Raw genomic sequence first — 22,284 nt, forward strand, 5'->3', positions numbered from 1 at the left:
CGTGGGACCGTCGACGGATCTGTACCCCCTCACCCGGATCGCAAGGGCGATCCGACCTCTCCCCGCAAGCGGGGAGAGGTGAAGAAGAGAGAGACCTCATGACCATTTCCGACCGCGTCCGCATCAAGGACGTCCACGTGCTCTCGGACGGCTGGACCACGCTGAAGACCACAACGTTCGAGTACCGGCGCGCCAACGGCGAGTGGCAGACCCAGCACCGCGAGACCTATGAGCGCGACAATGCCGCCGCCGTGCTGCCGTATAATCTTGCGCGACGGACCGTGATCCTGGTGCGCCAGTTCCGCCTGCCGGCCTTCATCCGCGGTTACGACGACCTCTTGATCGAGGCGGCCGCCGGTGTGCTCGACAACGCCGAGCCCGAGGAGCGCATCCGGGCCGAGGCAGAGGAAGAGACCGGCTATCGCCTGCACCACGTCCACAAGGTGTTCGAGGCCTTCATGAGCCCCGGCGCCATCACCGAGAAGCTGCATTTCTTCGTCGCCGAATACGAGCCCGAGATGCGGGTGAGCGATGGGGGCGGCCTCGAACACGAGGGCGAGGACATCGAGGTGCTGGAGTTGTCCATCGACGAGGCCCTCGCGATGATCGCCGACGGCCGCATCATCGACGCCAAGGCGATCATGCTGCTGCAGTATGTGGCGCTGCATGTGTTCAGGTAGGTGTGCTTACCCTCCCCTGGAGGGGGAAGGTCGGCTCACATTGAGCGCAGCGAAATGTGAGCCGGGGTGGGGTGACGGTCTCTCCACCTCCAACAGTGCCCGAGTGGAGAGATCTCCCCACCCCGCTCGCGCTACGCGCGATCGACCCTCCCCCTCCAGGGGAGGGTAAGAGGCACCGTCCGCGCCGCGCTATCCTCAACTGCAATTCTGTCCTGCATTCTCCCTCCCCCGTTGAGCAACCCCGCAACTATCTCTAGTCTGGCCCCAACCAAGAACCAGGAGACGCGCCATGTCTGCTCCGCGCGACGACGAATTCGGCTTTGCGCCCGACTACGATTCCCCCGTCCCCTATATGCAGCGCACCCGCGATTATTACGCGGCGATCGGCTACACCACGCCGTACCGCTGGGCGCATTACACCGAGGCGCCGTTCCAGCCGCTGAAGAAACCGCTGGCTCAGTCGCGCGTTACCATCATCACCACCGCGGCGCCCTACGATCCGGCCAAGGGCGACCAGGGGCCGGGCGCGGCGTATAATGGCAGCGCGAAGTTTTATCAGGTCTATGACGGCGACACGTCGAAAGAGCACGATCTGCGCATCTCGCACATCGGCTATGACCGCAAGCACACGTCGGCCACCGACAGCGGCACCTGGTTTCCGCTACCGCAGCTGTTGAAGGCATCCGCCGCCGGCCGCATCGGCGAAGTCGCGCCGCGCTTCTTCGGCGCGCCGACCAACCGCAGCCATCGCGTCACGCTCGACACCGACGCGCCGGAGATCCTGGCGCGCTGCCTCGCGGACAAGGTGGACGTCGCGGTGCTGGTGCCGAACTGCCCGGTCTGCCACCAGACCACGGCGCTGGTGGCGCGGCACCTGGAGCGCAATGGCATCCCGACCGTGATCATGGGCTGCGCCAAGGACATCGTCGAGCACGCGGCCGTGCCGCGCTTCCTGTTCTCCGACTTCCCGCTCGGCAATTCCGCCGGCAAGCCGCACGACATCGCCTCGCAGGCGCAGACGCTCGAGCTGGCGCTCCGACTGCTGGAGAGCGCGAGCGGTCCGCAGACCACGATGCAATCGCCGCTGCGCTGGAGCGAGGACGCCTCCTGGAAGCTCGACTACAACAATGTCGCGCAGCTCTCGCCCGAAGAGCTGGCGCGGCGCCGCGCCGATTTCGACAAGCAGAAGGAGATTGCGCGCGGCAACCGCGCCGCCTGACGTCCTCCAACAACAATAAGCCGAGGGAGAGCGACGTGACGCGACCGTTCGAGGGCGTGAAGATCCTGGATTTCACGCAAGTGCTGGCCGGCCCCTATGCGAGCTATCAGCTCGCACTGCTGGGCGCGGACGTCATCAAGGTCGAGCGGCGCGAGGGCGAGGACATGCGCCGCACGCCGCTCAGCCGCGAATGGGCCGAGCGCGGTCTGGCGCCGGCATTCCAGGCGGTCAACGGCAACAAGCGCAGCCTGACGCTCGATCTGCAGAAGCCGGAGGCGATCGCGATCGTGAAGAAGCTCGCAGGCCGCGTCGACGTGGTCATGGAGAATTTCCGCCCCGGCGTGATGGACAAGCTCGGCATCGGCTACGAGGCGCTGTCGGCCGTCAACCCGAAGCTGATCTATTGCGCGGTGTCGGGCTTCGGCCAGACGGGCCCGGACCGCCTGCGGCCCGGCTATGACGGCAAGATGCAGGCGCTATCGGGCATCATGGCGATCACCGGCCACCCCGAGACGGGGCCGACGCGCGCGGGCTTTGCCGTGTGCGACGTGCTCTCGGGCGCCACCGCTGCTTTTGGTGTCTCGAGCGCGCTGTATCAGCGCGACCGCACCGGCAAGGGGCAGCTGATCGACGTCTCCATGCTGGAGGCGACGCTGGCGTTTCTTTCCGGCCAGATTGCGGACTGGTCTGTCGCCGGCCATCGGCAGCAGCTGTCGGGCAACCAGGCAGTGAGCCGCCGGACCACGGCAAATTTGTTCAAGTGCGGCGACGGCCATATCCTGCTCGCCGTCAACAACGAGAAGCAGTACCGCGCATTGATGGCTGCGCTCGGCCGCGAGGACACGCTGTCAGATCCGCGCTTTGCGGACTGGTTCGCCCGCAACGAGAACGAGGGCGCGCTGCGCGCCATCATCGAGCAAGCGCTGGCAAAACGGCCGGCACGCGAATGGGAGACAATTCTGGAGGACGCCGGCGCGCCCTGCGCCAGCATCTGGAAGGTCGAAGAGGTCATTGACCATCCGCAAATCAAGGCGCGCGGCGCGATCCAGGAGCTGGACACGGAATACGGCCGCCTGCGCTTTGCCGGCAGCGGCTTCAAGCTCGCCCATGGCGGCGGCAGGCTGGATCGCATGGCGCCGGAGCTGGGCGCGGATACGGATGCGGTGCTGGGCGAGTTGGGGTTCGATGCGGCAGAGATCGCGGGGCTGCGGGCGCGGGAGATTGTTTAGAACACCGCTGCTGTACGGTGGGCAAAGCGAAGCGTGCCCACCATCGCGCAGCGGACGACCAGAGAGATGGTGGGCACGGCGCGTTGCGCCTTTTCCCCACCCTACGGCACCGCACCTAGAACAACGACCCCTGCCCGTCATCTGATGACGCTGCCGCAACCTTCCGCGTCGGCTTCTTCGGCTTCGCCGCCTCGGCCTCCGCCTCGATCTCCTCCGCGCTGATCGGCAGCACGAGCTGCTCGTCGTCATTGGCGACGCGGTTGACGCGGGTGGAGACTGGGTGCCAGGCGAATTCGCCGGCGCGCGGAGGCTTCATCAAGGGCAGGATCGCGTCGATCTCGTCGCCCTTGCTGTCGAGCCAGCGCTCGAAGTCGCGCGGGCTGATGGTGACGGGCACGCGGTCATGCAGCGCGGCGAGATCCTCGCCCGCCGCGGCGGTGACGATCGCGACCGTGTCGAGTTCCTCGCCGTTCGGACCGACCCAGGTCTCGAACACAGCGGCAAAGCCGAGCGGCTCGCCGTCGGCACGGTGGATGAAGAACGGCTGCTTGCGGCCGCCTTCCGTCTTCCATTCGTAATAGCCGTCGGCCGGGATCAGGCCGCGCCGGCGGCGAATCGCATTCTTGAACGCAGGCTTGTCCAGCACCGTCTCGGAGCGGGCGTTGATCAGGAGCGTGAACCCACGGGAATCCTTGACCCAGCCGGGCAACAAGCCCCAACGCATCAGGCGGAAATGGCGGGCGCCGTTCTCGAGCAGCACCACCGGAATCGGTTGCGTCGGGGCGACATTGTACCGGGGCGGGAAATTCGGCTGCTCGACATAGCCGAACAGTTGCCGCAAAGCCGCGGGGGCCGAAGTTATGACGAAGCGTCCACACATCCTTGGAGGCCTATATAGGGTCCGTTCAGGTCCTTTTAACCCCGAACGTTAACACTGCGGCAGATGAGCTCAACGGCCTCCCAACCCGCGCGGACGCATGTACAGACGGGCCCTGAGGCGACCGCCTGGGCCGAGCGGCTGCGCGTGGCCAACATCAATCCGCGGACCGGGCTTGCCACCGACTATCTCAACCATTTCAATGAAGCCGTGATGCTGCTCGAAATAGTGCCGGATATGCCGGAATGCGCCGAAGACTTCCTGACCTGGACGCCGCTGTCTTATGCCGAGCATTTCACGGCGTCGAATTTCAAGGCGCGGGATTTGGCGATCGAAGCCTATGAGAAAGCCGATCCCAACGTGCGTGCCCAGTTCGACCACTTGACGGATACCATGACCTCGATCCTGACCGCGGTCGGCTCGGCCATGCGCGAGGTCGAGAAGGACACGACGCGCGTCCGCCTCGCCGAGCAGGCCACGCTTTGGGTCAAGCCGCTGATCGCAGCCTGCGGCGGCATCATCAATGGTGGCGCGGAGGCCGACGTCGACACCATCATGGCGAATTCATCCGGATAGGTGACGCGATTGGCCGCAATCGTCCATCCTGCCCATCCCCAGCTTGCGGTCAGCGCGGCGATCTTCCGCGACGGCAAGGTGCTGCTGGTCCGCCGCGCCCGCTCGCCGGCCAAGGGCTTCTATTCGCTGCCGGGTGGCCGGGTCGAGTTCGGCGAATCGCTGCATCAGGCCCTGAGCCGCGAGGTCGACGAGGAAACCGGCCTTCGCATCGAGATCATTGGCCTCGCCGGCTGGCGCGAGGTGCTGCCGGCCGCGACCGGCGCCGGCCATTACCTGATCATGTCCTTTGCCGCGCGCTGGACGGCCCGGGAGCCGGCGCTGAACGACGAACTCGACGATTACCGCTGGATCGCCCCTGGCGCCCTGGCAAGCCTCGGCGACCTCAAGCTGACCGGGGGGCTGGAGGAGGTCATCCAGTCCGCTCACCGGCTGCTTGGGGCCTGACGGCCCGCCTTGCGCCAGCCGTCCCGAGGGGGCATACAGCCGCCGATGTCGTCGCGATTTCTGGCCATTTTTGTCCTGATTCTCGCCTGCGCCTCCGTGCCTGCGAGGGCCCAGGACGTGGCGGCGCCGTTTGACGGCGAACTGCAGCGGCTGGCCGAGATCCTCGGCGGCCTGCACTATCTCCGCGGCATCTGCGGGGCCAATGAGGGTAACAAATGGCGCAACGAGATGCAGGCGCTGATCGATGCCGAGACCCCCTCCGGCGAGCGCCGCACCCGCATGATCGCCGGCTTCAATCGCGGCTATAACGGTTTTCAGCAGACCTATCGCAGCTGCACGCCGGCCGCGATGGTGGCGATCCGCCGCTACATCGAGGAAGGCTCGAAGATCTCGCGCGATCTCACGGCGCGCTACGCGAACTAGCTACCCCGTCATTCCGGGGCTCGCGAAGCGAGAGCCCGGAATCCATTCATCCACCGTCTCTGATGCCCGATGGATTCCGGGCTTGCGCGAGGCGCGCCCCGGAACGACGGCGCGGTCGACGCATGTGCGTGACTGGAACCCTGTCATCGACTTTGTTCACAGCCGTTAACCGTTCTTAAAGATGTGGCCTAGCGGTCGTTAACGCCCGTGCTACACCTCTCGCACAGCGCATCGCCGTGGATCGCGCCCCAGCCTGACCGAGTTTCATGAGCCAGCCGATTTCCTACGCCCCCGCCCGCGCGCCGCTGCCCGATCACGAGCAGAAACAGGCCGCACTGAGCTATCTCAACGAGGCCTGGGCCGAGGCGCGTCATGACGGCGTCGACGGCGACTGCCTGGCGCAGGCGAGCCTGTTCGCGGCCCTCGCCGAGCTCGTCGGCACTTATGGCGAGGACGCGGTGGCGAAGTTCGTCGAGGGCTTTCCCGGCCGCATCCGCAACGGCGAATTCTCGGTCGGCATCTCCAGGCAGTAAGCCTTCCCGAAAATGACCCCGCCACCCGGGCGGGGCCAGTTGACGGATGAATGACTCTGCGAAAGAGGTCGCGAAGTCTGCCGCTCTTATCGCATGGAAGCCGTTGCCGGCGGACAAGCATTAATCTCGCGATGACCGGGAGATGTTCCCGACAGAGTCGGGAACGCGCTCTCTCCCTCGGTCACGGCTCGATCTTGAGCGTCGCTTTCATGTTGGGATGATAGCGGCAGTAATACTCGACCATTCCAGCCTTCTTCAGAACTGACGTCGCCGATTGCATCGGCGGCAGCATCACGTCGAAATCGCCGTTCCTGGCGGTGGCGGTGTGGGCGAAGACGTCCTTGTTGACCCAGGTGATGGTATCGCCGATCTTCGCCGATACTTCAGCCGGAGCAATCACGAGATTGTCCATCGTAATCTCGATCGTCGCGGCGCGTGCCGGGACGATCGTCGACAGGAGGACGAGCGCAAGCGCGATCGAAGCGAGACGTCCCGGCATCATGCGAGGCTCCTATTTCAGCTCGGCCGCAACATGCTCGGCGTGCTGCTGATGGCCTTGGAAGATCTTCAGCCCGGTCTGCAGCAGGCTCCTCAGCTCGGCATTGCTCGCAGACGGAATGAGTTGCGTCTCCAAGGCGCCGTTGACTGCCTTGTGGTAGGCGACCTCGTTGGCGACGTAGGCCTTGTCGAACGCCACGCCATCGAGCTTCTCGAGCTCGGCCAGCTTGTCTGCCGCCTGCTTCGAGAGCGCCTTGCTGGTGTCGTTGTCCTCCGGCGTGACGTTCAGTTTCTTGACGAGCGCGAGGGCCTGCTTGTTGACTGCTTCGTGGTCGCGCAGCATGTCTTCGGCGAACGCCTTGACGTCCTTGTTCTTGGCCTTCTTCTGCGCCTGCTTGGCGGCGTTGATGTCGATCACGCCCGCGGTGTAGGCGATATGCGCGATCTGGGGATCGGTGGGCTTGTCGGCTGCGCTGGCGCCTTGCAGCAAAACGGGACTCGACAACATCATCGCCGCAACGGCCGCCGCGCTCCATCGGATCAACATGGCTTGACACTCCTGTGGGCCGGAAACGTTCCGGACTGTTGCTTGCACAGGTTGGATGCCAATTTCGCGCGAACGTTCCCGAAAAAATTACGCCCCGATGCGAAGGCGCCTGAGCACGGCCTCCGTCAGGCGCTCGCAACGCTCACCGGCGAACGGAAACGCATCCATCACGACCGGACCGATCTTCTTCTCGACGTTCTCGCGCAGCATCGTACGCGCACGGTGCAACCGCGTCTTCACGGTCTCGGGCTTGATGCCGAGCAGCTGGGCGGTCTCCTCCACGCTCATCCCTTCCATCACCCGCGCAATGAAGACCATGCGGAAGGTCTCAGGCAGTTCATCGACCGCGCGTTCGACGACACGCTGGATCTCGCGTTGGGCCATGGACTTTTCCGGATCAGTTGCGGCGGACGAAAGCGGAAACTGGATGATTTGCGCTTCGAGCGTTGCCTCCGGCACCGATCCCAGCTCGACCTGCGGCTTGCGACCGCGTGTGCGTCCGAGCGCTTCGTTGATGGCAATGCGCGATAGCCACGTCGACAGCGCCGATTCGCCAAGAAATCCATCGAGGTGCGTGAAGGCGCGGACATAGGTCTCCTGCACCACGTCCTCCGCGTCGCTGTCGCTGCGCAGGATGCCGCGGGCGAGCCTGAAGAGCCGGCGGTTATTGGCCTGCATAATCTCGCGCAATGCGGCCTCGTCGCGGCGCCGCGCGCGGTCCACCAGCGCAGCTTCCGAAGTCTTGACGCGGGCGGTCAGGCCTGGGGTCCATGGCATGGCGGTTAGCTCCCTTGGCTTCGGACATTGGATGCAGGCCCAGGGCAAAGGTTCCGAGATTTCTTGCCCTGATCTTACCCTCTGCTGGAGGAAGGGCTATCGCATATGAGCAGTGCGCGTTGGCCACGATAGTCTCCACATCGTCATGGCCGGGCTTGTCCCGGCCATCCACGTCTTGCCGCCAGCATGAAAGAACGTGGATGCCCGGGACAAGCCCGGGCATGACGACCTCTTGTGCAGGACAAATGGGATCTTTCACTGAGGGAAGGGTCAGCAAACCTAATCCGTCTCGATCGGCAGCGCCGGATTCCTCGCCCATTCGCCCATCGAAGCGTCGTAGAGCGTCAGCTTGTCGTAGCCGAGCTGCGTCAGCAGCAGGAGGTCGATCGTCGCCGAGATGCCGCCGCCGCAATAAAGAATCACGTTCTTTTCGCGCGTGACGCCCTGGGCGGCGAACTTCGCTTGCGCATCCGCAAGATTCGTCACCGTCTTGTCGGCATTCACGAGTGTGGCTGCGGGAACGTTGACGCTGCCGGGAACGCGGCCCGGACGGCCATAGCGGCTCGGCTCGAGGCCGCGGTGAAACTGCGGCCCGAGCGCGTTGACGATGACGGTTGCGGGATCGCCGATCTTCGCCAGCACGGCTTCCTTGTCGACGAAGCAGCCTGCGCGCGGTGCCCCCTTGAAGGTCGTCGCTGGATAGCCCTTCGGCGCGCCCGTCTCGACCGGCCGCCCCTCCTGCTGCCATTTGTCGAAGCCGCCGTCGAGCACGTGGGCATCGATGCCGAGGGCGCGCAGCATCCACCAGAACCGTGTCGCCCACATCATCGTCCCGATGCTGTAGAGCACGATTGTTTTGCCCGCATCGAGGCCGTGGCGGCCGAAGGCGGCCTCCAGCTGGGAGACATCGGGCATCATGAAGAAGTGTTGCGACGAGGTGTCCGAGAACTCACCTTGCAGGTCGAGGAAATCGGCGCCCGGGATGTGGCCGGCGGCGAACGTCTTGTCACCGGGAACTGCGCGATAAGGCACGACGCCGCCTTCCGGCGCGGGCTCAAGATAGGTCGTGCAGTCGTAGAGGCGCAGGTCGGGATCGCCGAGGCGAGCGGCAAGCTGTTCGGTGGTGATGAGAGATGATGGCTGGGACATCGGACTACACTCCCGTTCGAAATGAAATGTAGACCTCTCCTCTCGTCATTGCGAGCGAAGCGAAGCAATCCAGGCTGCCACCAAGGAACGATTCTGGATTGCTTCGTAGCTTCGCTCCTCGCAATGACGAGCTTGCCGCCCCTACGCCTTCAGCGTCTCCAGAAACCGCACCGGCTCGCCCTGCGCGGCCGTCACCAGCTCGCCCTGCCACATCACGCGGCGGCCGCGAATGAAGGTGCCGACCGGCCAGCCGGTGACGCGAACGCCATCATACGGCGTCCAGCCGGCCTTGGACGCCACCCATTTGTTGGTAATGGTCTCGCTGCGCTTGAGATCGACGATGGTGAAGTCGGCGTCGTAGCCGGCGGCGATGCGGCCCTTGCAGGCCATGTTGTAGAGGCGCGCAGGGCCGGCGCTGGTGAGGTCGACGAAGCGCGCCAGCGAGAGCCGACCCGCATTAACGTGATCGAGCATAACAGGCACCAGCGTCTGCACGCCGGTCATGCCTGAGGGCGAAGCCGGGTATATCTTCTGCTTCTCCTCCAGCGTATGCGGAGCGTGATCGGAGCCGAGCACGTCGATGATGCCCTGCTCGATGCCGCGCCAGATGCCGGCGCGATGATCGGCGCCGCGCACCGGCGGGTTCATCTGCGCCAGCGTGCCGAGCCGCTCGTAGCATTCCGGCGCGACCAGCGTCAGATGGTGCGGCGTCGCCTCGCAGGAGGCGACGCCCTTATGGTCGCGCAGGAACTCGATCTCCTCCTTGGTCGAGATGTGCAGCACGTGGATACGCTTGCCGGTCTCGTGTGCAAGCTTGACCAGGCGCTGCGTCGCCAACAGCGCCGCGGTCTCGTCGCGCCAGACCGGATGCGAGCGCGCATCGCCCTCGATGCGCAGCGATTTGCGCTCGTTGAGGCGGTATTCGTCCTCGGCGTGGAAGGCGGCGCGGCGGCGGATCACCTGGAAGATGCGGCGCAGGCTCTCGTCGTCCTCGACCAGCAGCGCACCGGTGGACGAGCCGATGAACACCTTGACGCCAGCGCAGCCGGGTGCGCGCTCCAGCACCGGCAGGACCTGGACGTTCTCGCGGGTGCCGCCGATGAAGAAGGCGAAATCGCAATGCATGCGGTGATGGGCGCGCTTCACCTTGTCGGTGAATTCGGCCTCCGTCACGGTCAGCGGCGAGGTGTTGGGCATCTCGAACACGGCGGTGACGCCGCCCATCACGGCGCTGCGCGAGCCGGTCTCGAGGTCTTCCTTGTGCGTCAGCCCGGGCTCGCGGAAATGCACCTGCGTGTCCATCACGCCGGGCAGGACGTGCAGGCCCTTGCAGTCGATCACCTCGGCGGCTGAGTCTTGCGATAGCGGACCGAGCTCGGCGATGCGACCGCCCGTGATGCCGATATCGCGGACGCCCTCGCCGTCCTGGTTGACTACGGTGCCGCCCTTGAGGATCACATCGAAATGCTGGGTCATTGGGCCTCTCTCATCCCCAAGCGCAGGGCTCGAGGTCTTGTCGTTTATGCGTTGCGGGCTTACGTTCCGGAGCAACATGTCGCAAGAGATTTTCGCATGAAATCGGCGTTTCTTCCCGACCGGGGCGTGATCAAAGTCGCGGGTGAGGATGCACGCAGCTTCCTCAATGGCCTCGTCACCACCGACCTGGACAGGCTGAAGCCTGGTCTGGGGCGATTCGGCGCATTGCTGACGCCGCAGGGCAAGATCATCGTGGATTTCCTGATCACGGAAGCGCCCGCGGGCCACGGCGGCGGGTTCCTGATCGACTGCCCGAAAGCGCTGGCGGACACCCTCGCCACCAAGCTGAAATTCTACAAGCTGCGCGCCAAGGTCACCGTGGACAAGCTCGACCTCGGCGTGCTCGCGGCGTGGGACGGCGAGCCGGCGGCGCAGCCTGACCTTGCCTTTGCCGATCCGCGGGCTGAGGGGCTCGGCTACCGCATCCTGGTCCCGGAAGATCTCAAGCAGAAACTGTCCGATCTCATTGGCGCCGAGCTGGTCGATGCAGCCGAGTACGAGGCGCACCGCATTGCGCTCGGCGTGCCGCGCGGCGGGCTCGATTTCATGTACAGCGATGCGTTCCCGCATGAGACCAACATGGATCGCCTCGCCGGCGTCGATTTCGACAAGGGCTGCTATGTCGGCCAGGAGGTCGTCTCGCGCATGCAGCATCGCGGCACCGCGCGCACGCGCAGCGTGAAGGTGCTGCTCGAGGACGCCTCGCCCGAGCCTGGCACAACCATTCTCGCCGGCGACAAGCCGGTCGGCACCATCGGCTCGACGGCCGGCGGCAAGGGCATCGCGCTGGTGCGCATCGATCGGGTCGCCGATGCACTCGATGCAGGCCAGCCGCTCACCGCTGGGGGGCTGGCTTTGACGCTGGCTGAACCAGACGTCGTTCGCATTCCAGCCAAGCAGCCCATCGCATGAGCCGCGCGGCCCGCCTGCATCCCGATGGCCTGACCCGCTGCCCCTGGCCGGGCGAAGATCCGCTTTATGTCGCCTATCACGACACCGAATGGGGCGTGCCGGAATACGACGACCGCGCGCTATACGAGAAGCTGATGCTGGACGGTTTCCAGGCCGGCCTGTCCTGGATCACGATCCTGCGCAAGCGCGACAATTTCCGCAAAGCCTTCGACGATTTCCAGCCGGAGAAGATCGCGCGCTACACGCCCAAGAAGGTTCACGCGCTGATGAACGATGCCGGCATCGTGCGCAACAAGGCCAAGATCGAAGGCGCGATCCTGAGCGCAAAGTCCTATCTCGACATCATGGAGAAGGGCCCGGGCTTCTCGAAGCTGCTGTGGGACTTCATGGACGGACGGCCGAAGGTCAACCAGTTCAAGACCACGGCAAGCGTGCCGGCCTCGACGCCGCTGTCGGTGCAGATCTCCAAGGAGCTGTCCTCGCGCGGCTTCAAATTCGTCGGCCCGACCATCGTCTACGCCTTCATGCAGGCGACCGGCATGGTCAACGACCACCTGGTCGACTGCCACTGTCATGCGACCTGCAGCAAGACCCAGCGCAAGCTGCGCCTCAAGGCCAAATGACGGCGAAGAAGGCAGCGCGCAACGAAGAGGTCCGCGCCTGGCAGCGCATGCTGTCGGGCCGGCGGCTCGATCTGCTCGATCCTTCCCCGCTCGACATCGAGATCGGCGACATCGCGCACGGCCTGGCGCGGGTGGCGCGCTGGAACGGGCAGACCCTCGGAGCGCACATATTTTCGGTCGCACAGCATACGCTGCTGGTAGAGACCGTGCTGCGCCATGAGATACCCCGCGTCGACCAGCGCGTCCGGCTCGCGGCCCTGCTGCATGATGCGCCGGAATATGTGATCGGCGACATGATCTCGCCGTTCAAGGCCGTGCTCGACGGTCACTACAAGGTCGTCGAGAAGCGGCTGCTCGGCGCCATCCATATCCGCTTCGGTTTGCCGCCGGTCTTGCCTGATGACATCACGCAGGCCATCAAGGCCGCCGATCGCGGCGCGGCCTATCTCGAGGCAACCGAGCTCGCCGGCTTCAGCGCGAGCGAAGCGCGGCGCCTGTTCGGCAAGGATCCGGGTCTCTCCGACAGCGTCCGACGCGACTATCTGACGCCCTGGACCGCGGCGCGGGCCGAGAAGCAGTTTCTGGAGCGGTTTGGCGCCGTGTTTGCGTGAGTCTTGTAAGGTGGGCAAAGGCGCTCTTGCGCCGTGCCCACCATCACTTCGCGTTTGCGACAAAAGTGGTGGGCACGCCTCGCTTTGCCCACCCAACGGCCGCGGCTATAATCAAGAAAAAGGTTCGCCATGATCCACGTCTGTTCCCTCGCCGCGCTTCCCGAAACCGTCCGCCTCACCAAGGCCAGCCACGTGCTGACCGTGATGGCCAATGTCGAGCAGGTGGCGCGTCCCGTGTCGGTGCTCCCGGCCAACCATCTCAAAGTGTCGATGGACGACATCACTGAGGAGATGGACGGCTTCGTCGCGCCGTCGGAGACGCATATCGAGCAGGTGCTCAACTTCGTGCGCGGCTGGGACCGCAGCGCCCCGCTGGTGGTGCATTGCTATGCCGGGATCAGCCGCTCCACTGCCAGTGCGTTCGCGGCCGTTTGCGCGCTTAATCCGAATCGCGACGAGATCGAGATCGCCAGGAAGATTCGCGCGGCCTCGCCGATCGCCTCGCCGAACCGGCGCATCGTCAGCCTCGCCGATCATGCGCTCGGACGCAACGGCCGCATGCTGCGCGCGCTCGACGAGATGGGCCCCGGCGCGATGATGGTGGAAGGCCGCCCCTTCGCGATCGAGCTCGAATGACAGCTGGTTGTCACGATGGAGGTGCGCCCCCTCTCCCGCCTGCGGGAGAGGGTTGGGGAGAGGGTATCTCGGCGACGAAGACTCCCCCAGAGGATAGAGCCCTCTCCCGCCTCGCATCTGTCGATGCGACGCGACCTCTCCCGCAAGCGGGAAAGGTGCACCGAGTCCGCGGATGGGCCGTCTTAACCATGCGGCATTCCGTTCAATTCAACGACACGGCAGCCGTATGAGCGAGACGCTGCTGACGCCAATCGAAATCGGCCTCACCGCCGCTATCGTCGCGATCGAGAACCACGAGCCGCTGATCCTGACCGCACACGGTGCCGACGGGCTTGCCGGCCTGCCGTTCGGTCCGTTCGACGCGGTGAGCCATCGCACGTTCGAGATCGGCCTGCGCGCCTGGGTCGAGCAACAGGCGGGGCTGCGGCTCGGCTATGTCGAGCAGCTCTACACGTTCGGCGACCGCGGCCGTCATGCCGAGGCCGGCGACACCGGCGCCCATATCGTTTCGATCGGCTATCTCGCGCTGACGCGCCCTGCGGGCGGCGAGCTCGCGACCAACACGGCGAGCTTCGCGCCCTGGTATCGCTTCTTCCCCTGGGAAGACTGGCGCGAGCAGCCGCCGGCGATGATCGCCCGCGACATCATCCCTGCGCTGAGCGAATGGGCCGAGGCGGAGACGCCGGAGACTGTTCGCGCGCTGCCGCGGAAGGATCGCGTGCGGTTCTATTTCGGTCTCGACGGCGCGCCCTGGGACGAGGAGCGCGTGCTCGACCGCTACGAGCTGCTCTACGAGGCCGGGCTGATCGAGGAGGCCCGCCGCGACGGACGTCCTGCGGCACTGGCGCGCAAGACGCTTCCCCCGCTCGGGACCTCGATGCGGTTCGACCACCGCCGGATTCTCGCCACGGCAATCGCGCGGCTGCGCGCAAAGTTGAAGTATCGTCCTGTCGTCTTTGAACTTTTGCCGGCTGAATTCACACTCACTGAACTGCAGCATACGGTGGAGGCGATCTCCGGCCGGCACCTGCACAAGCAGAACTTCCGCCGCCTGGTCGAAATGGAGGCCCTGGTCGAACCGACCGGGGTGATGTCGACACAGACGGGCGGACGGCCGGCAGCGCTCTACCGCTTCCGCCGCGAGGTGCTCCAGGAGCGGCCCGCGCCGGGCTTGCGCGTACGCTCCCGGCGCTAGAGCATGATCCGGACCCGAACGGCCGCGTTAGCGCAAAGTGCGTAGCGGTTTTCCGGTAAGATCATGCTCAAGAAATTAAGATCCTGATATGCGCGACCGGCCCCTGCCCCGCCGGTTGCCTGGAGGCTTCATGTTCGACGGCCCGTTTGACGTCTTCGCGCTGATCATTGCGATCATCGCCTTCCTGATCGCGATCAAGTCCTCCAACCAGGCGACCGAGCTGCGCCGGCGGCTGAACTCGCTTGAAGAGATGTTTTCCGCGCAACGTCCGGTCCAGCCGCCGCCGTTGATGCCTGTTTGGGAGCAGGCGCCCGCAGCCGCCACCACAACGGCCGCCCCAGAGCCGCCGCCGCTTGCGCCCGAACCCGAGACGCCGCCTCCGCCCCTAACCGAGGATGCTTCCTCTCCCCCGCTCGAGGCCGACACGGAGCCCGGCGCACCGCCGCCGCTGCCGGCGCCCGCACCCGGCTTGGAGGAGCGGCTCGGCACGCGCTGGGTGGTGTGGATCGGCGGCCTGGCGCTCGCGCTCGGCGGCTTCTTCATGGTGCGCTATTCGATCGAGGCCGGTCTGCTCGGCCCCGGCGTGCGCGTGTTCCTCGGCGGCCTGTTCGCCGCTGCGCTGCTCGGCGCCGGCGAATGGACGCGGCGCAAGGAGAGCATCTCGAGCATCGCGGCGCTGCCTATCGCCAACATTCCCGCGATCCTCACCGCGGCTGGCACGGCGGTGGCGTTCGCGACCATCTACGCGGCGTACGCGCTCTACGACTTCCTCGTGCCTGCGACAGCCTTCGTGCTGCTCGGCATCGTTGCGATGGGCACGCTGGCCGCAGCGCTCCTGCACGGCCCCGCGCTCGCCGGGCTCGGCGTCGTCGGCGCCTTCGTGACGCCGATCCTCGTCTCCTCGGGCAAGCCGGATTATTGGGCGCTCTACATCTATCTTGCGGTCGTGACGGCCGCGAGTTTCGGGCTCGCCCGCATCAGGCTATGGCGCTGGCTTGCGGTCACGACCATTGCCTTCGCGGTGCTCTGGATATTCCCGGGTCTCGATATCGAACAGGTGCAGGTCGCGCCGCACGCCTTCCATGCCATCGCCGGCTTCGTGCTCGCCGCACTGCTCGTCGTCTGCGGCTTCATGTTCGGACCCAGCATGGAGGACGGCGAAATCGAGCCGGTCTCATCGGGCGCGCTCGGCGCCTATTTGTTCGGCGCGATGCTGGTCGTGCTGTCGAGCGCGCATGCGGATCTCGCGCTGATCGCGTTCACGCTCCTCGTCGGCGGCACGCTGTTCGTCGCCTGGCGCGCACCGGCGGCGACCGGCGCGCTGGGCGCGGCCGCGGCGACCGTTTTCATCGTGTTTGCCGAATGGGCGGTGCGCGCTAACCCCGACATGCTGGTGCTGCCGGGCGGCCCGATGCCGGGCGTCGGCCCGGTCGCGACCGACAGCGCGGTGACGCTGCATCTGGTGACGGCCGCGATCTTCGCCGCCGGCTTCGGCGTCACGGGCTTTTTCGCGCAAGGCCGCTCGAACTCGGCGATCATTCCCGTGGTGTGGTCTGCGGCGGGCGTCGCAACGCCCATCGCCATCCTGGTTGCGCTCTATGCGCGCATTGCCCATCTCGACCGCTCGATCCCGTTTGCGATCCTTGCCGTGCTGCTCGCTGCGGCCTTTGGCGCTGCGACCGAAGCGCTGATGCGCCGCGAAGAGCGGCCCGGCGTTGCAACCTCGGTCGCGCTGTTCGCGACCGGTACACTCGGCGCGCTGGCGCTGGCGCTGACCTTCGCCCTGGAGAAGGGCTGGCTCACCATCGCGCTCGCGCTGATGTCGCTCGGCACCGCCTGGATCTCGTTGCAGCGGCCGATTCCGGTGCTGCGGCGGTTGGCTGCCATCTTCGCTGCGATCGTCACCGCGCGCATCGTCTATGATCCGCGCATCGTCGGCGATGCCGTCGGCACCACGCCGATCTTCAACTGGCTGTTGTGGGGCTATGGCCTGCCGGCCGCCTCGTTCTGGGGCGCGAGCATCTTCCTGCGCCGCCGCGCCGACGATGCGCCGCTGCGCGTGGTCGAGACCGCCGCCATCCTGTTCACGGCCCTGCTCGCTTTCATGGAGATCCGGCACTTCGCGACTGGCGGTCGCATGACCGCGGCCCCCTCACTGCTCGAGTTCGCGCTGCAAGTCTGTGTCACGCTCGCCATGGCAATCGGCCTGGAGCGCCTTCGGCTGCGCACCCACAGCATCGTGCACAATGTCGGCGCGGTCGTGCTGACGGCGATCGCCGGCCTCATCAGCGTGATCGGTCTCCTGATCCTGGAGAACCCGCTGCTGCTCTCCAGCGTCAATGTCGGCGGCCTCGTGTTCAATCTGCTGCTGCTTGGCTATGCGTTGCCGGCCGTGCTGATGCTGCTGCTCTCCTACGCGGTCGCAGGACACCGCAGTGTCGCATATGCAAACACGATTGCGGGTGGTGCCCTGGTGTTCGCGCTCACCTATGTGACGCTGGAGATCCGCCGTTTCTATCACGGCCCGGTCCTGCTCTACGGCGGCACCACGAGTGCCGAGCAATACACCTATTCGATCGGCTGGCTCGCCTTCGGCGTGGCGCTGCTCGGCGTCGGTATCCTGGTCAATTCGGAGCGTGCGCGGCTGGCTTCTGCCGCCGTCATCGCGCTGACGATCTTCAAGGCGTTCGCCGTCGACGTGTGGACGCTGACGGGCGTCTATCGGGCGCTCTCGTTCATGTGCCTCGGCGTCGTGCTGGTCGCGATCGGCTGGCTCTACCAGCGTATCCTGTTCCGGCGGCAGATCGCACCGCCGCCGGCCGCGCCGCAGACGGGCAGCTAGACTGGATCGTCGGGCGGGCACTCCACCTCTCCCCAGCGGGGAGAGGTCAACAACGATCGAGCGGGTGCCTCTAAGCCGCGCGGACCGATTCCAGGAACTGCGCGACCTCGACCTTCAGGCGGGTGCTGTCGGTCGCCAGCGACTTCGCCGCCGACAGCACTTCACTCGAGGCCGAGCCGGTCTCGATCGCACCGCGCTGCACGTTGGTGATGTTGGACGACACTTCCTGCGTGCCGAGCGAGGCCTGCTGAACGTTGCGCGAGATCTCCTGCGTGGCCGCGCCCTGCTCCTCGACGGCGGCGGCGATCGCCGCGGACACCTCCGACAGCCGCTCGATGGTGCCGCCGATCTCCTGGATGGCGTTGACGGATTCTTGCGTCGCCGCCTGGATGCCCGAGACCTGCGCCCCGATTTCGCCGGTCGCTTTCGCGGTCTGCTCGGCCAGTGCCTTGACTTCGGAGGCGACGACGGCAAAGCCGCGGCCGGCTTCGCCTGCGCGCGCCGCCTCGATGGTCGCGTTCAGCGCGAGCAGGTTGGTTTGGCCCGCGATGGTGTTGATGAGCTCGACGACGTCGCCGATGCGGGCGGCCGCCTGAGACAGCGCGTTGACGCGCTCGTTGGTCCGCGCCGCCTGCTCGACCGCTTCCGCCGCCATCCGCGCCGAATCCTGCACGCGGCGGCTGATTTCGGTGATGGAGGACGACAGCTCCTCGGAAGCAGAGGCCACCGCCTGGACGTTGGTGGAAGCTTCCTCCGATGCAGCCGCAACGACGGTTGCGAGCTCCTGGCCGCGCTGCGCTGTGCCGCTCAGCGTTGCCGCAGACGCCTCGAGCTCGGTCGAAGCCGACGATACGGTCTCGACGACCTCGCCGATCATGACCTCGAAATTGCGGGTGATGGCATCGACGCGGCGGCCGCGTTCGATCTTGGCCTCGGCTTCGCGCGCCGCCGCTTCGTCGGCGGCCTTCTTGGCGATCAGCGCCTCCTTGAAAATCTGGAGTGCATCCGCCATCGAGCCGATCTCGGTCTTCTCGCCGCGATGCGGCACCTCGGCCGAGAGGTCGCCTTCGCCGAGCGACTGCATCGGACGGATGATCGAGGCAATGCCGCGAGAAACGTCGCGCACGAGGTAATAGGCGGCGGCGATCGCGATCACGACAGCCGCGACGATGACGCCGACCAGCACGCGGAAGACCGCCGCGTAGCTCTCCGCCGCCTGCTTCGTCTCCAGCTCGGCACCGCTGTTGTTGAGTTCGATGCCCTTCTGAAGCAGCGGATCGGCCGCCTGGGCCATCTTTGCCACCTTGGTCTGCAACATCTCGTTGGCGTCGGTCGGGAAGCGCCCAACGCTCTTGCGGGACAGCGCCATGACGTCCTGCACACCATTCAGGTACTCGGCCCACGCCTTGGACCATTGCTGGTAGAGCGCGCGCTCCTCGGCCGCATTGATCAGCGGTTCGTAGACCTTGCGGGTCTTCTCGATGCGCTCGCGCAAATTGGCGAGGCGCTTTTCGGCGGCCTCCTTGCCTTCGGCGGTGTCCTGCATCAGGTGCAGGCGCAGCGCGACGCGCAGCTCGTTGATGTCGGCGCGCATCGAGCCGAGGGCTCGCACGCTCGGCAACCAGCTCTCCGCGATCTCGACGGTGTGGGCGTTGATGTTCTGCATCGTGCCGATCGCCATCACGCCGACGCCGGCGAGCGAGAGCACGAGGACCGACAGCACGGTCAGCAGCTTGAAGACGATCGACAACTTCGACATCACGACAATCCCGATGATTACCCGGCAACGCGCACATCACCTGCGCCGCAGACGTCACAACGGACGACCCGGGCGAAGGTCAGTTCAACAATGCTGGCTGGTTCTTTTCCCGAAGGATTGCGCGCATAATCGCAAACAGGCGTTAACAGGAGGCTACGTAAAAATACGGCTCGTGCGCAGCGATCGTGGTTTCGCTGCAACTCTTTGTTGCAGCCGCACCGGCATCTCCCGTTACGATGCGGACGCTCGCGAAAAGGCACGTGTCAGGCCGCGCGCACGGTATCGAGGAACTTTCCGACTTCGAGCTTCAGCCGGTTGCTGTCGCCGGACAGCGATTGCGCGGCCCCCAACACCTGCGAGGATGCCGAACCGGTCTCGCTCGCGCCGCGCTGCACGTCGGTGATGTTGGACGACACCTGATGGGTGCCCGTCGCCGCCTGCTGCACGTTGCGGGAGATCTCCTGCGTTGCGGCGCCCTGCTCTTCCACCGCGGCTGCGATGGTCGAGGAGATCTCCGACAGCTTCTCGATGGTGTGGCTGATGTCCTTGATCGCGCCGACCGAATGCTCGGTGGCGGTCTGGATGCTGGCGATCTGCTGGCCGATCTCGCCGGTCGCCTTCGCCGTCTGCTCGGCAAGCGCCTTGACCTCCGAAGCGACGACGGCAAAGCCGCGGCCTGCCTCGCCGGCGCGCGCGGCCTCGATGGTTGCATTGAGCGCCAGGAGGTTGGTCTGGCCGGCGATGGTGTTGATCAGCTCGACCACGTCGCCGATCCGCGCCGCAGCAGCGGAGAGCTCCCCGACGCGATCGGTCGTGGTGCGAGCCTGGTTCACCGCATCGCCGGCGACGCGGGCGGATTCCTGCACCTGCCGGCTGATCTCGGTGATCGACGACGACAGCTCTTCGGTCGCCGACGCGACCGACTGCACGTTGGTGGACGCTTCCTCGGAAGCGGCAGCAACCATGGTCGTGAGCTCCTGGCCGCGCGCCGCGGTCGCGGTCAGCGTCGAGGCGGAAGCTTCCAGCTCGGTCGCGGCCGAGGACACGGTATCGACGATCTCACCGATCGCGGCTTCGAAGCTGTCAGCCAGCTTGTGCATCTCGGCCTTGCGCTGCGCGGCCGCAATCTGGTCCTGCCTGATCTTGGCTTCGGCGTCCTCGCGCGCCTTCTGCTCCGACACGACCTTGAACTTTTCAACGGCCGCCGCGACGCCGCCGACCTCGTCCTTGCGGCCGAGACCGGGCAGAACCACGGAGAAATCGCCGCCGGCGAGCTTGTCCATGGCGACCGTGAGTGCACGGATCGGCCGCCCGATGGTCAGGAACGACATCAGCCAGGAGCCGACGAGGACGAGCATGGCGAGTGCGCCGACCAGGATCGCAAGCTGCTCGCTCGATCTCATTTGTGCCGCGGCCGCGGCATTCTTTTCCTCGGATTTGTGCCTTGCGTAGTCGGCGATCTGGCCGATCAGCACGTCGAGCTCGCCGGCAATCGGCAGGGTCACCTCGCGCGCGATGCGAACGACGTCTTCATTGAGCTTCGCAGCGCGGGCCGCTCCGTCTGCACCGCTGGCGGCCAGGGCTTCGCCGCGCACGCCGGCGATCTGCTGCGCGGCCTTTTCGTAATTCGCAGCCAGCGATCTCAGTTTCTCCATCCGAGCGCGGTTCTCCACCTCGTGAGAAAGCTTCAGCATTCCATCGACCAGCGCGTTCGTCGATTTTTGCTGGTCGCCCAGGTTCTGGACGGCCTTCTGAATGTCAGCCTGGCTATTGGCAAGGCGAAGGTCTCGTACCGCGAGCTGCATGCCGCGAACCGCAGCCTCGGCCTTGACTGCGTCGCGCGCGATCTGCTGCTGCGCAAGCGCGCTCTGGCTGCTCTCGCGAATGTCCGCATTGCCGAGCATCTGGCTTGCAATCATGGCCCCAACCAGGAGCACACCGAGCGCCGACGCAATCGCCAGCTTGGTCCCGATCCTCAGATTCTGAACTAGGCTCAACATGGGCATGCTTCCCCCGAAGGAACGCGCAGCCGAGTCATTGTCGGCTTCCCCTGACTGCGCCATTGCCCAAAAAGTGAGCTTCTCACATTCCGATTTGGTTAACGAAATCCCTCGCAGAAATACTGACTTTGCACGCTAAATGATTGAGCGCGAAAGGAAATGATCCCGTCATAGTTGTAAATTGCAGCTTCAAGTCGGAGCTAGGACGCTTTACATCCGATGGCCTCGCCGACGAGGCTGATTCGAAAGACCGGCTGCTTGTCCTCGTCGAGCAGCTCCATGCACCATTCGGCGTTCGGCTTCAGGCTGCGCGCGATACCGCTGAGCAGATTGGCGCACACCTCGGTCATCTCGGTCCAGGCGGCTGCGCGATCCTCGAACTCGTACGGCAGGTCGGCGGCGCCGGAATAACGGCCGGTGCTGATGCGGAAGAAATAGAGCGACATCGTTGAACCTTTGCGTGGGACCGCCCCCCGGCCACGCGCAAACTGCGGCCCGAACAGCTACCAAGGCATGAAAGCCGCCGTCCGTATGACTACGGCGCAGGCGGCTTGGTGTTCGATCATGCCTTCGACGATCAATGGCGCGGGTTGTCCCGCGCAGGCGAGCTCACTGCGTGGAGCGGCGCAGCTCCAGCGGTCCCTCGTTCTTCGCCGGCTCGGACTTCACCGGCTCGAGCCGGCTGCCCTCGACACGCGGCGTCTCGACGCGCGCGGCTACCTCGGTGTTCGATGCGGCAACCGTGCCGGTGTGCTCCGGCTTGTGCAGCGAGCGCGGCCGCGCCGCAGCGCGCGCCATCAGCATTTGGTTGCCGCCCTGGTGACGGAAGTCGCAATAGGCGAAGCCCATGCCCGACACCGAACCGCGGAAGCTGCGATCGTCGGTCTTTTCGAGGTTGAAACAGGGCTCGAACGGAATGCCCTTGATCGAGGCGCAAACGTTCTGGCCGCGAATCTGGAGCGTATTGCCGGGAAGTCGGAGGTGCTTGACCGGGCCCGAGCCCGAGAATTGCACCGCACCGGCGGCGCCGAGATCGTCGAGGATGCGGCCTGCACCGCGGGTGCCGTCGAAACAGGTGAAGGCGAACACCTTGCCGGCCACGAAGCGGCGCGCCTCGTCGGCGTTCATGCTTCCAGCGATGGCCGGCGCAAACGTCGCTGCCGCCGTGACAGCCCCCAACACAATACGCGCAAGCATGCTCAACTCCGAACCAACCCC

General features: G+C 65.7%; 23 protein-coding genes. 13 read left to right on the forward strand and 10 right to left on the reverse strand.

The window, feature by feature from the left end; genetic code table 11:
• Positions 1-98 precede the first annotated feature (98 nt).
• The 3 genes from ACM43_RS21175 to ACM43_RS21185 all read left to right on the forward strand — a co-directional run bounded on the left by ACM43_RS21175 (position 99) and on the right by ACM43_RS21185 (position 3,128).
• Positions 99-680 (forward strand): NUDIX domain-containing protein, encoded by a 582-nt coding sequence (locus tag ACM43_RS21175; protein ID WP_271542616.1) that lies wholly within the window; start codon positions 99-101, stop codon positions 678-680.
• Positions 681-969: 289 nt separating this feature from the next.
• The gene (locus tag ACM43_RS21180) at positions 970-1,899 is read left to right on the forward strand and encodes a glycine reductase (protein ID WP_271542618.1); all 930 of its coding nucleotides are present in this window, start codon (positions 970-972) and stop codon (positions 1,897-1,899) included.
• Positions 1,900-1,934: 35 nt separating this feature from the next.
• The gene (locus ACM43_RS21185; protein WP_271542620.1) at positions 1,935-3,128 is read left to right on the forward strand and encodes a CaiB/BaiF CoA transferase family protein; all 1,194 of its coding nucleotides are present in this window, start codon (positions 1,935-1,937) and stop codon (positions 3,126-3,128) included.
• Between the two features lie 115 nt (positions 3,129-3,243).
• Here the strand turns inward: ACM43_RS21185 and ACM43_RS21190 are convergent, their stop codons facing one another.
• Positions 3,244-4,008 (reverse strand): SOS response-associated peptidase, encoded by a 765-nt coding sequence (locus tag ACM43_RS21190; RefSeq protein WP_271542622.1) that lies wholly within the window; start codon positions 4,006-4,008, stop codon positions 3,244-3,246.
• 63 nt (positions 4,009-4,071) lie between these two features.
• Between ACM43_RS21190 and ACM43_RS21195 the strand changes: the two genes are divergently transcribed.
• From ACM43_RS21195 to ACM43_RS21210, 4 genes are all read left to right on the forward strand, one after another.
• Entirely contained in the window at positions 4,072-4,581 is a 510-nt protein-coding gene (locus tag ACM43_RS21195; RefSeq protein ID WP_271542624.1) for a hypothetical protein, read from the forward strand.
• Positions 4,582-4,590: 9 nt separating this feature from the next.
• Positions 4,591-5,025 carry an NUDIX hydrolase gene (locus tag ACM43_RS21200; RefSeq protein WP_271542626.1) on the forward strand — a complete coding sequence of 145 codons (435 nt, stop codon included), beginning with the start codon at positions 4,591-4,593 and terminating at the stop codon, positions 5,023-5,025.
• A gap of 45 nt (positions 5,026-5,070) precedes the next feature.
• Positions 5,071-5,448 (forward strand): TIGR02301 family protein, encoded by a 378-nt coding sequence (locus ACM43_RS21205; RefSeq protein WP_036003646.1) that lies wholly within the window; start codon positions 5,071-5,073, stop codon positions 5,446-5,448.
• A 266-nt stretch (positions 5,449-5,714) separates the two neighbouring features.
• A complete protein-coding gene (locus tag ACM43_RS21210; RefSeq protein ID WP_025034564.1) occupies positions 5,715-5,981 on the forward strand; it encodes a hypothetical protein in 267 nt (88 codons plus the stop codon).
• Between the two features lie 181 nt (positions 5,982-6,162).
• On the opposite strand, the gene ACM43_RS21215 is transcribed toward ACM43_RS21210, so the two are convergent.
• The 5 genes from ACM43_RS21215 to ACM43_RS21235 all read right to left on the reverse strand — a co-directional run bounded on the left by ACM43_RS21215 (position 6,163) and on the right by ACM43_RS21235 (position 10,428).
• The gene (locus ACM43_RS21215; protein WP_157286906.1) at positions 6,163-6,483 is read right to left on the reverse strand and encodes a cupredoxin domain-containing protein; all 321 of its coding nucleotides are present in this window, start codon (positions 6,481-6,483) and stop codon (positions 6,163-6,165) included.
• A gap of 9 nt (positions 6,484-6,492) precedes the next feature.
• Positions 6,493-7,026 (reverse strand): DUF4142 domain-containing protein, encoded by a 534-nt coding sequence (locus ACM43_RS21220; RefSeq protein WP_271542629.1) that lies wholly within the window; start codon positions 7,024-7,026, stop codon positions 6,493-6,495.
• An 87-nt stretch (positions 7,027-7,113) separates the two neighbouring features.
• Positions 7,114-7,803, reverse strand: coding sequence for an RNA polymerase sigma factor (locus ACM43_RS21225; protein ID WP_271542631.1), 690 nt, complete (start codon positions 7,801-7,803; stop codon positions 7,114-7,116).
• Positions 7,804-8,082: 279 nt separating this feature from the next.
• Positions 8,083-8,952 (reverse strand): sulfurtransferase, encoded by an 870-nt coding sequence (locus tag ACM43_RS21230; RefSeq protein ID WP_271542633.1) that lies wholly within the window; start codon positions 8,950-8,952, stop codon positions 8,083-8,085.
• A gap of 141 nt (positions 8,953-9,093) precedes the next feature.
• A complete protein-coding gene (locus tag ACM43_RS21235; protein ID WP_271542635.1) occupies positions 9,094-10,428 on the reverse strand; it encodes a dihydroorotase in 1,335 nt (444 codons plus the stop codon).
• 96 nt (positions 10,429-10,524) lie between these two features.
• Between ACM43_RS21235 and ygfZ the strand changes: the two genes are divergently transcribed.
• The 6 genes from ygfZ (at position 10,525) to ACM43_RS21265 (ending at position 17,307) form a co-directional block, all read left to right on the forward strand.
• Positions 10,525-11,400, forward strand: coding sequence for a CAF17-like 4Fe-4S cluster assembly/insertion protein YgfZ (gene ygfZ, locus ACM43_RS21240; RefSeq protein WP_271542637.1), 876 nt, complete (start codon positions 10,525-10,527; stop codon positions 11,398-11,400).
• A complete protein-coding gene (locus tag ACM43_RS21245) occupies positions 11,397-12,023 on the forward strand; it encodes a DNA-3-methyladenine glycosylase I (RefSeq protein WP_036003631.1) in 627 nt (208 codons plus the stop codon). The genes ygfZ and ACM43_RS21245 overlap by 4 nt, the downstream gene beginning before the upstream one ends.
• The gene (locus ACM43_RS21250; protein WP_271542640.1) at positions 12,020-12,634 is read left to right on the forward strand and encodes an HD family hydrolase; all 615 of its coding nucleotides are present in this window, start codon (positions 12,020-12,022) and stop codon (positions 12,632-12,634) included. Before ACM43_RS21245 ends, ACM43_RS21250 begins: the two co-directional genes overlap by 4 nt.
• A 129-nt stretch (positions 12,635-12,763) precedes the next feature.
• Positions 12,764-13,270 (forward strand): tyrosine phosphatase family protein, encoded by a 507-nt coding sequence (locus ACM43_RS21255; protein WP_036038271.1) that lies wholly within the window; start codon positions 12,764-12,766, stop codon positions 13,268-13,270.
• 226 nt (positions 13,271-13,496) lie between these two features.
• Entirely contained in the window at positions 13,497-14,465 is a 969-nt protein-coding gene (locus tag ACM43_RS21260) for an NUDIX hydrolase (protein WP_271542642.1), read from the forward strand.
• Positions 14,466-14,595: 130 nt separating this feature from the next.
• Positions 14,596-17,307, forward strand: coding sequence for a DUF2339 domain-containing protein (locus ACM43_RS21265; RefSeq protein WP_271542644.1), 2,712 nt, complete (start codon positions 14,596-14,598; stop codon positions 17,305-17,307).
• A gap of 70 nt (positions 17,308-17,377) precedes the next feature.
• Here ACM43_RS21265 and ACM43_RS21270 read toward each other — a convergent pair whose 3' ends face one another.
• The 4 genes from ACM43_RS21270 to ACM43_RS21285 all read right to left on the reverse strand — a co-directional run bounded on the left by ACM43_RS21270 (position 17,378) and on the right by ACM43_RS21285 (position 22,263).
• Positions 17,378-19,066: a methyl-accepting chemotaxis protein gene (locus ACM43_RS21270; protein ID WP_271542646.1), complete on the reverse strand. Its 1,689-nt coding sequence runs from the start codon at positions 19,064-19,066 to the stop codon at positions 17,378-17,380.
• 263 nt (positions 19,067-19,329) lie between these two features.
• Entirely contained in the window at positions 19,330-21,066 is a 1,737-nt protein-coding gene (locus ACM43_RS21275; RefSeq protein WP_271542648.1) for a methyl-accepting chemotaxis protein, read from the reverse strand.
• A gap of 200 nt (positions 21,067-21,266) precedes the next feature.
• Positions 21,267-21,512, reverse strand: coding sequence for a DUF6894 family protein (locus tag ACM43_RS21280; protein ID WP_157286918.1), 246 nt, complete (start codon positions 21,510-21,512; stop codon positions 21,267-21,269).
• Between the two features lie 163 nt (positions 21,513-21,675).
• Positions 21,676-22,263, reverse strand: a complete 588-nt coding sequence (locus ACM43_RS21285) for a hypothetical protein (RefSeq protein WP_036003601.1) — start codon at positions 22,261-22,263, stop codon at positions 21,676-21,678.
• Positions 22,264-22,284: the final 21 nt, after the last annotated feature.

The organism is Bradyrhizobium sp. CCBAU 45321 (assembly GCF_028128975.1).
Taxonomy (GTDB): Bacteria; Pseudomonadota; Alphaproteobacteria; order Rhizobiales; family Xanthobacteraceae; genus Bradyrhizobium; species Bradyrhizobium yuanmingense.

Bases quoted from the DNA above. Each gene is read 5' to 3' on its own strand.
- ACM43_RS21175 (WP_271542616.1), top strand. From the start codon at position 99: ATGACCATTTCCGACCGCGTCCGCATCAAGGACGTCCACGTGCTCTCG.
- ACM43_RS21180 (WP_271542618.1), top strand. From the start codon at position 970: ATGTCTGCTCCGCGCGACGACGAATTCGGCTTTGCGCCCGACTACGAT.
- ACM43_RS21190 (WP_271542622.1), bottom strand. From the start codon at position 4,008: ATGTGTGGACGCTTCGTCATAACTTCGGCCCCCGCGGCTTTGCGGCAA.
- ACM43_RS21195 (WP_271542624.1), top strand. From the start codon at position 4,072: ATGAGCTCAACGGCCTCCCAACCCGCGCGGACGCATGTACAGACGGGC.
- ACM43_RS21205 (WP_036003646.1), top strand. From the start codon at position 5,071: ATGTCGTCGCGATTTCTGGCCATTTTTGTCCTGATTCTCGCCTGCGCC.
- ACM43_RS21210 (WP_025034564.1), top strand. From the start codon at position 5,715: ATGAGCCAGCCGATTTCCTACGCCCCCGCCCGCGCGCCGCTGCCCGAT.
- ACM43_RS21215 (WP_157286906.1), bottom strand. From the start codon at position 6,483: ATGATGCCGGGACGTCTCGCTTCGATCGCGCTTGCGCTCGTCCTCCTG.
- ACM43_RS21220 (WP_271542629.1), bottom strand. From the start codon at position 7,026: ATGTTGATCCGATGGAGCGCGGCGGCCGTTGCGGCGATGATGTTGTCG.
- ACM43_RS21225 (WP_271542631.1), bottom strand. From the start codon at position 7,803: ATGCCATGGACCCCAGGCCTGACCGCCCGCGTCAAGACTTCGGAAGCT.
- ACM43_RS21230 (WP_271542633.1), bottom strand. From the start codon at position 8,952: ATGTCCCAGCCATCATCTCTCATCACCACCGAACAGCTTGCCGCTCGC.
- ACM43_RS21235 (WP_271542635.1), bottom strand. From the start codon at position 10,428: ATGACCCAGCATTTCGATGTGATCCTCAAGGGCGGCACCGTAGTCAAC.
- ygfZ (WP_271542637.1), top strand. From the start codon at position 10,525: ATGAAATCGGCGTTTCTTCCCGACCGGGGCGTGATCAAAGTCGCGGGT.
- ACM43_RS21245 (WP_036003631.1), top strand. From the start codon at position 11,397: ATGAGCCGCGCGGCCCGCCTGCATCCCGATGGCCTGACCCGCTGCCCC.
- ACM43_RS21250 (WP_271542640.1), top strand. From the start codon at position 12,020: ATGACGGCGAAGAAGGCAGCGCGCAACGAAGAGGTCCGCGCCTGGCAG.
- ACM43_RS21255 (WP_036038271.1), top strand. From the start codon at position 12,764: ATGATCCACGTCTGTTCCCTCGCCGCGCTTCCCGAAACCGTCCGCCTC.
- ACM43_RS21260 (WP_271542642.1), top strand. From the start codon at position 13,497: ATGAGCGAGACGCTGCTGACGCCAATCGAAATCGGCCTCACCGCCGCT.
- ACM43_RS21265 (WP_271542644.1), top strand. From the start codon at position 14,596: ATGTTCGACGGCCCGTTTGACGTCTTCGCGCTGATCATTGCGATCATC.
- ACM43_RS21270 (WP_271542646.1), bottom strand. From the start codon at position 19,066: ATGTCGAAGTTGTCGATCGTCTTCAAGCTGCTGACCGTGCTGTCGGTC.
- ACM43_RS21275 (WP_271542648.1), bottom strand. From the start codon at position 21,066: ATGTTGAGCCTAGTTCAGAATCTGAGGATCGGGACCAAGCTGGCGATT.
- ACM43_RS21280 (WP_157286918.1), bottom strand. From the start codon at position 21,512: ATGTCGCTCTATTTCTTCCGCATCAGCACCGGCCGTTATTCCGGCGCC.
- ACM43_RS21285 (WP_036003601.1), bottom strand. From the start codon at position 22,263: ATGCTTGCGCGTATTGTGTTGGGGGCTGTCACGGCGGCAGCGACGTTT.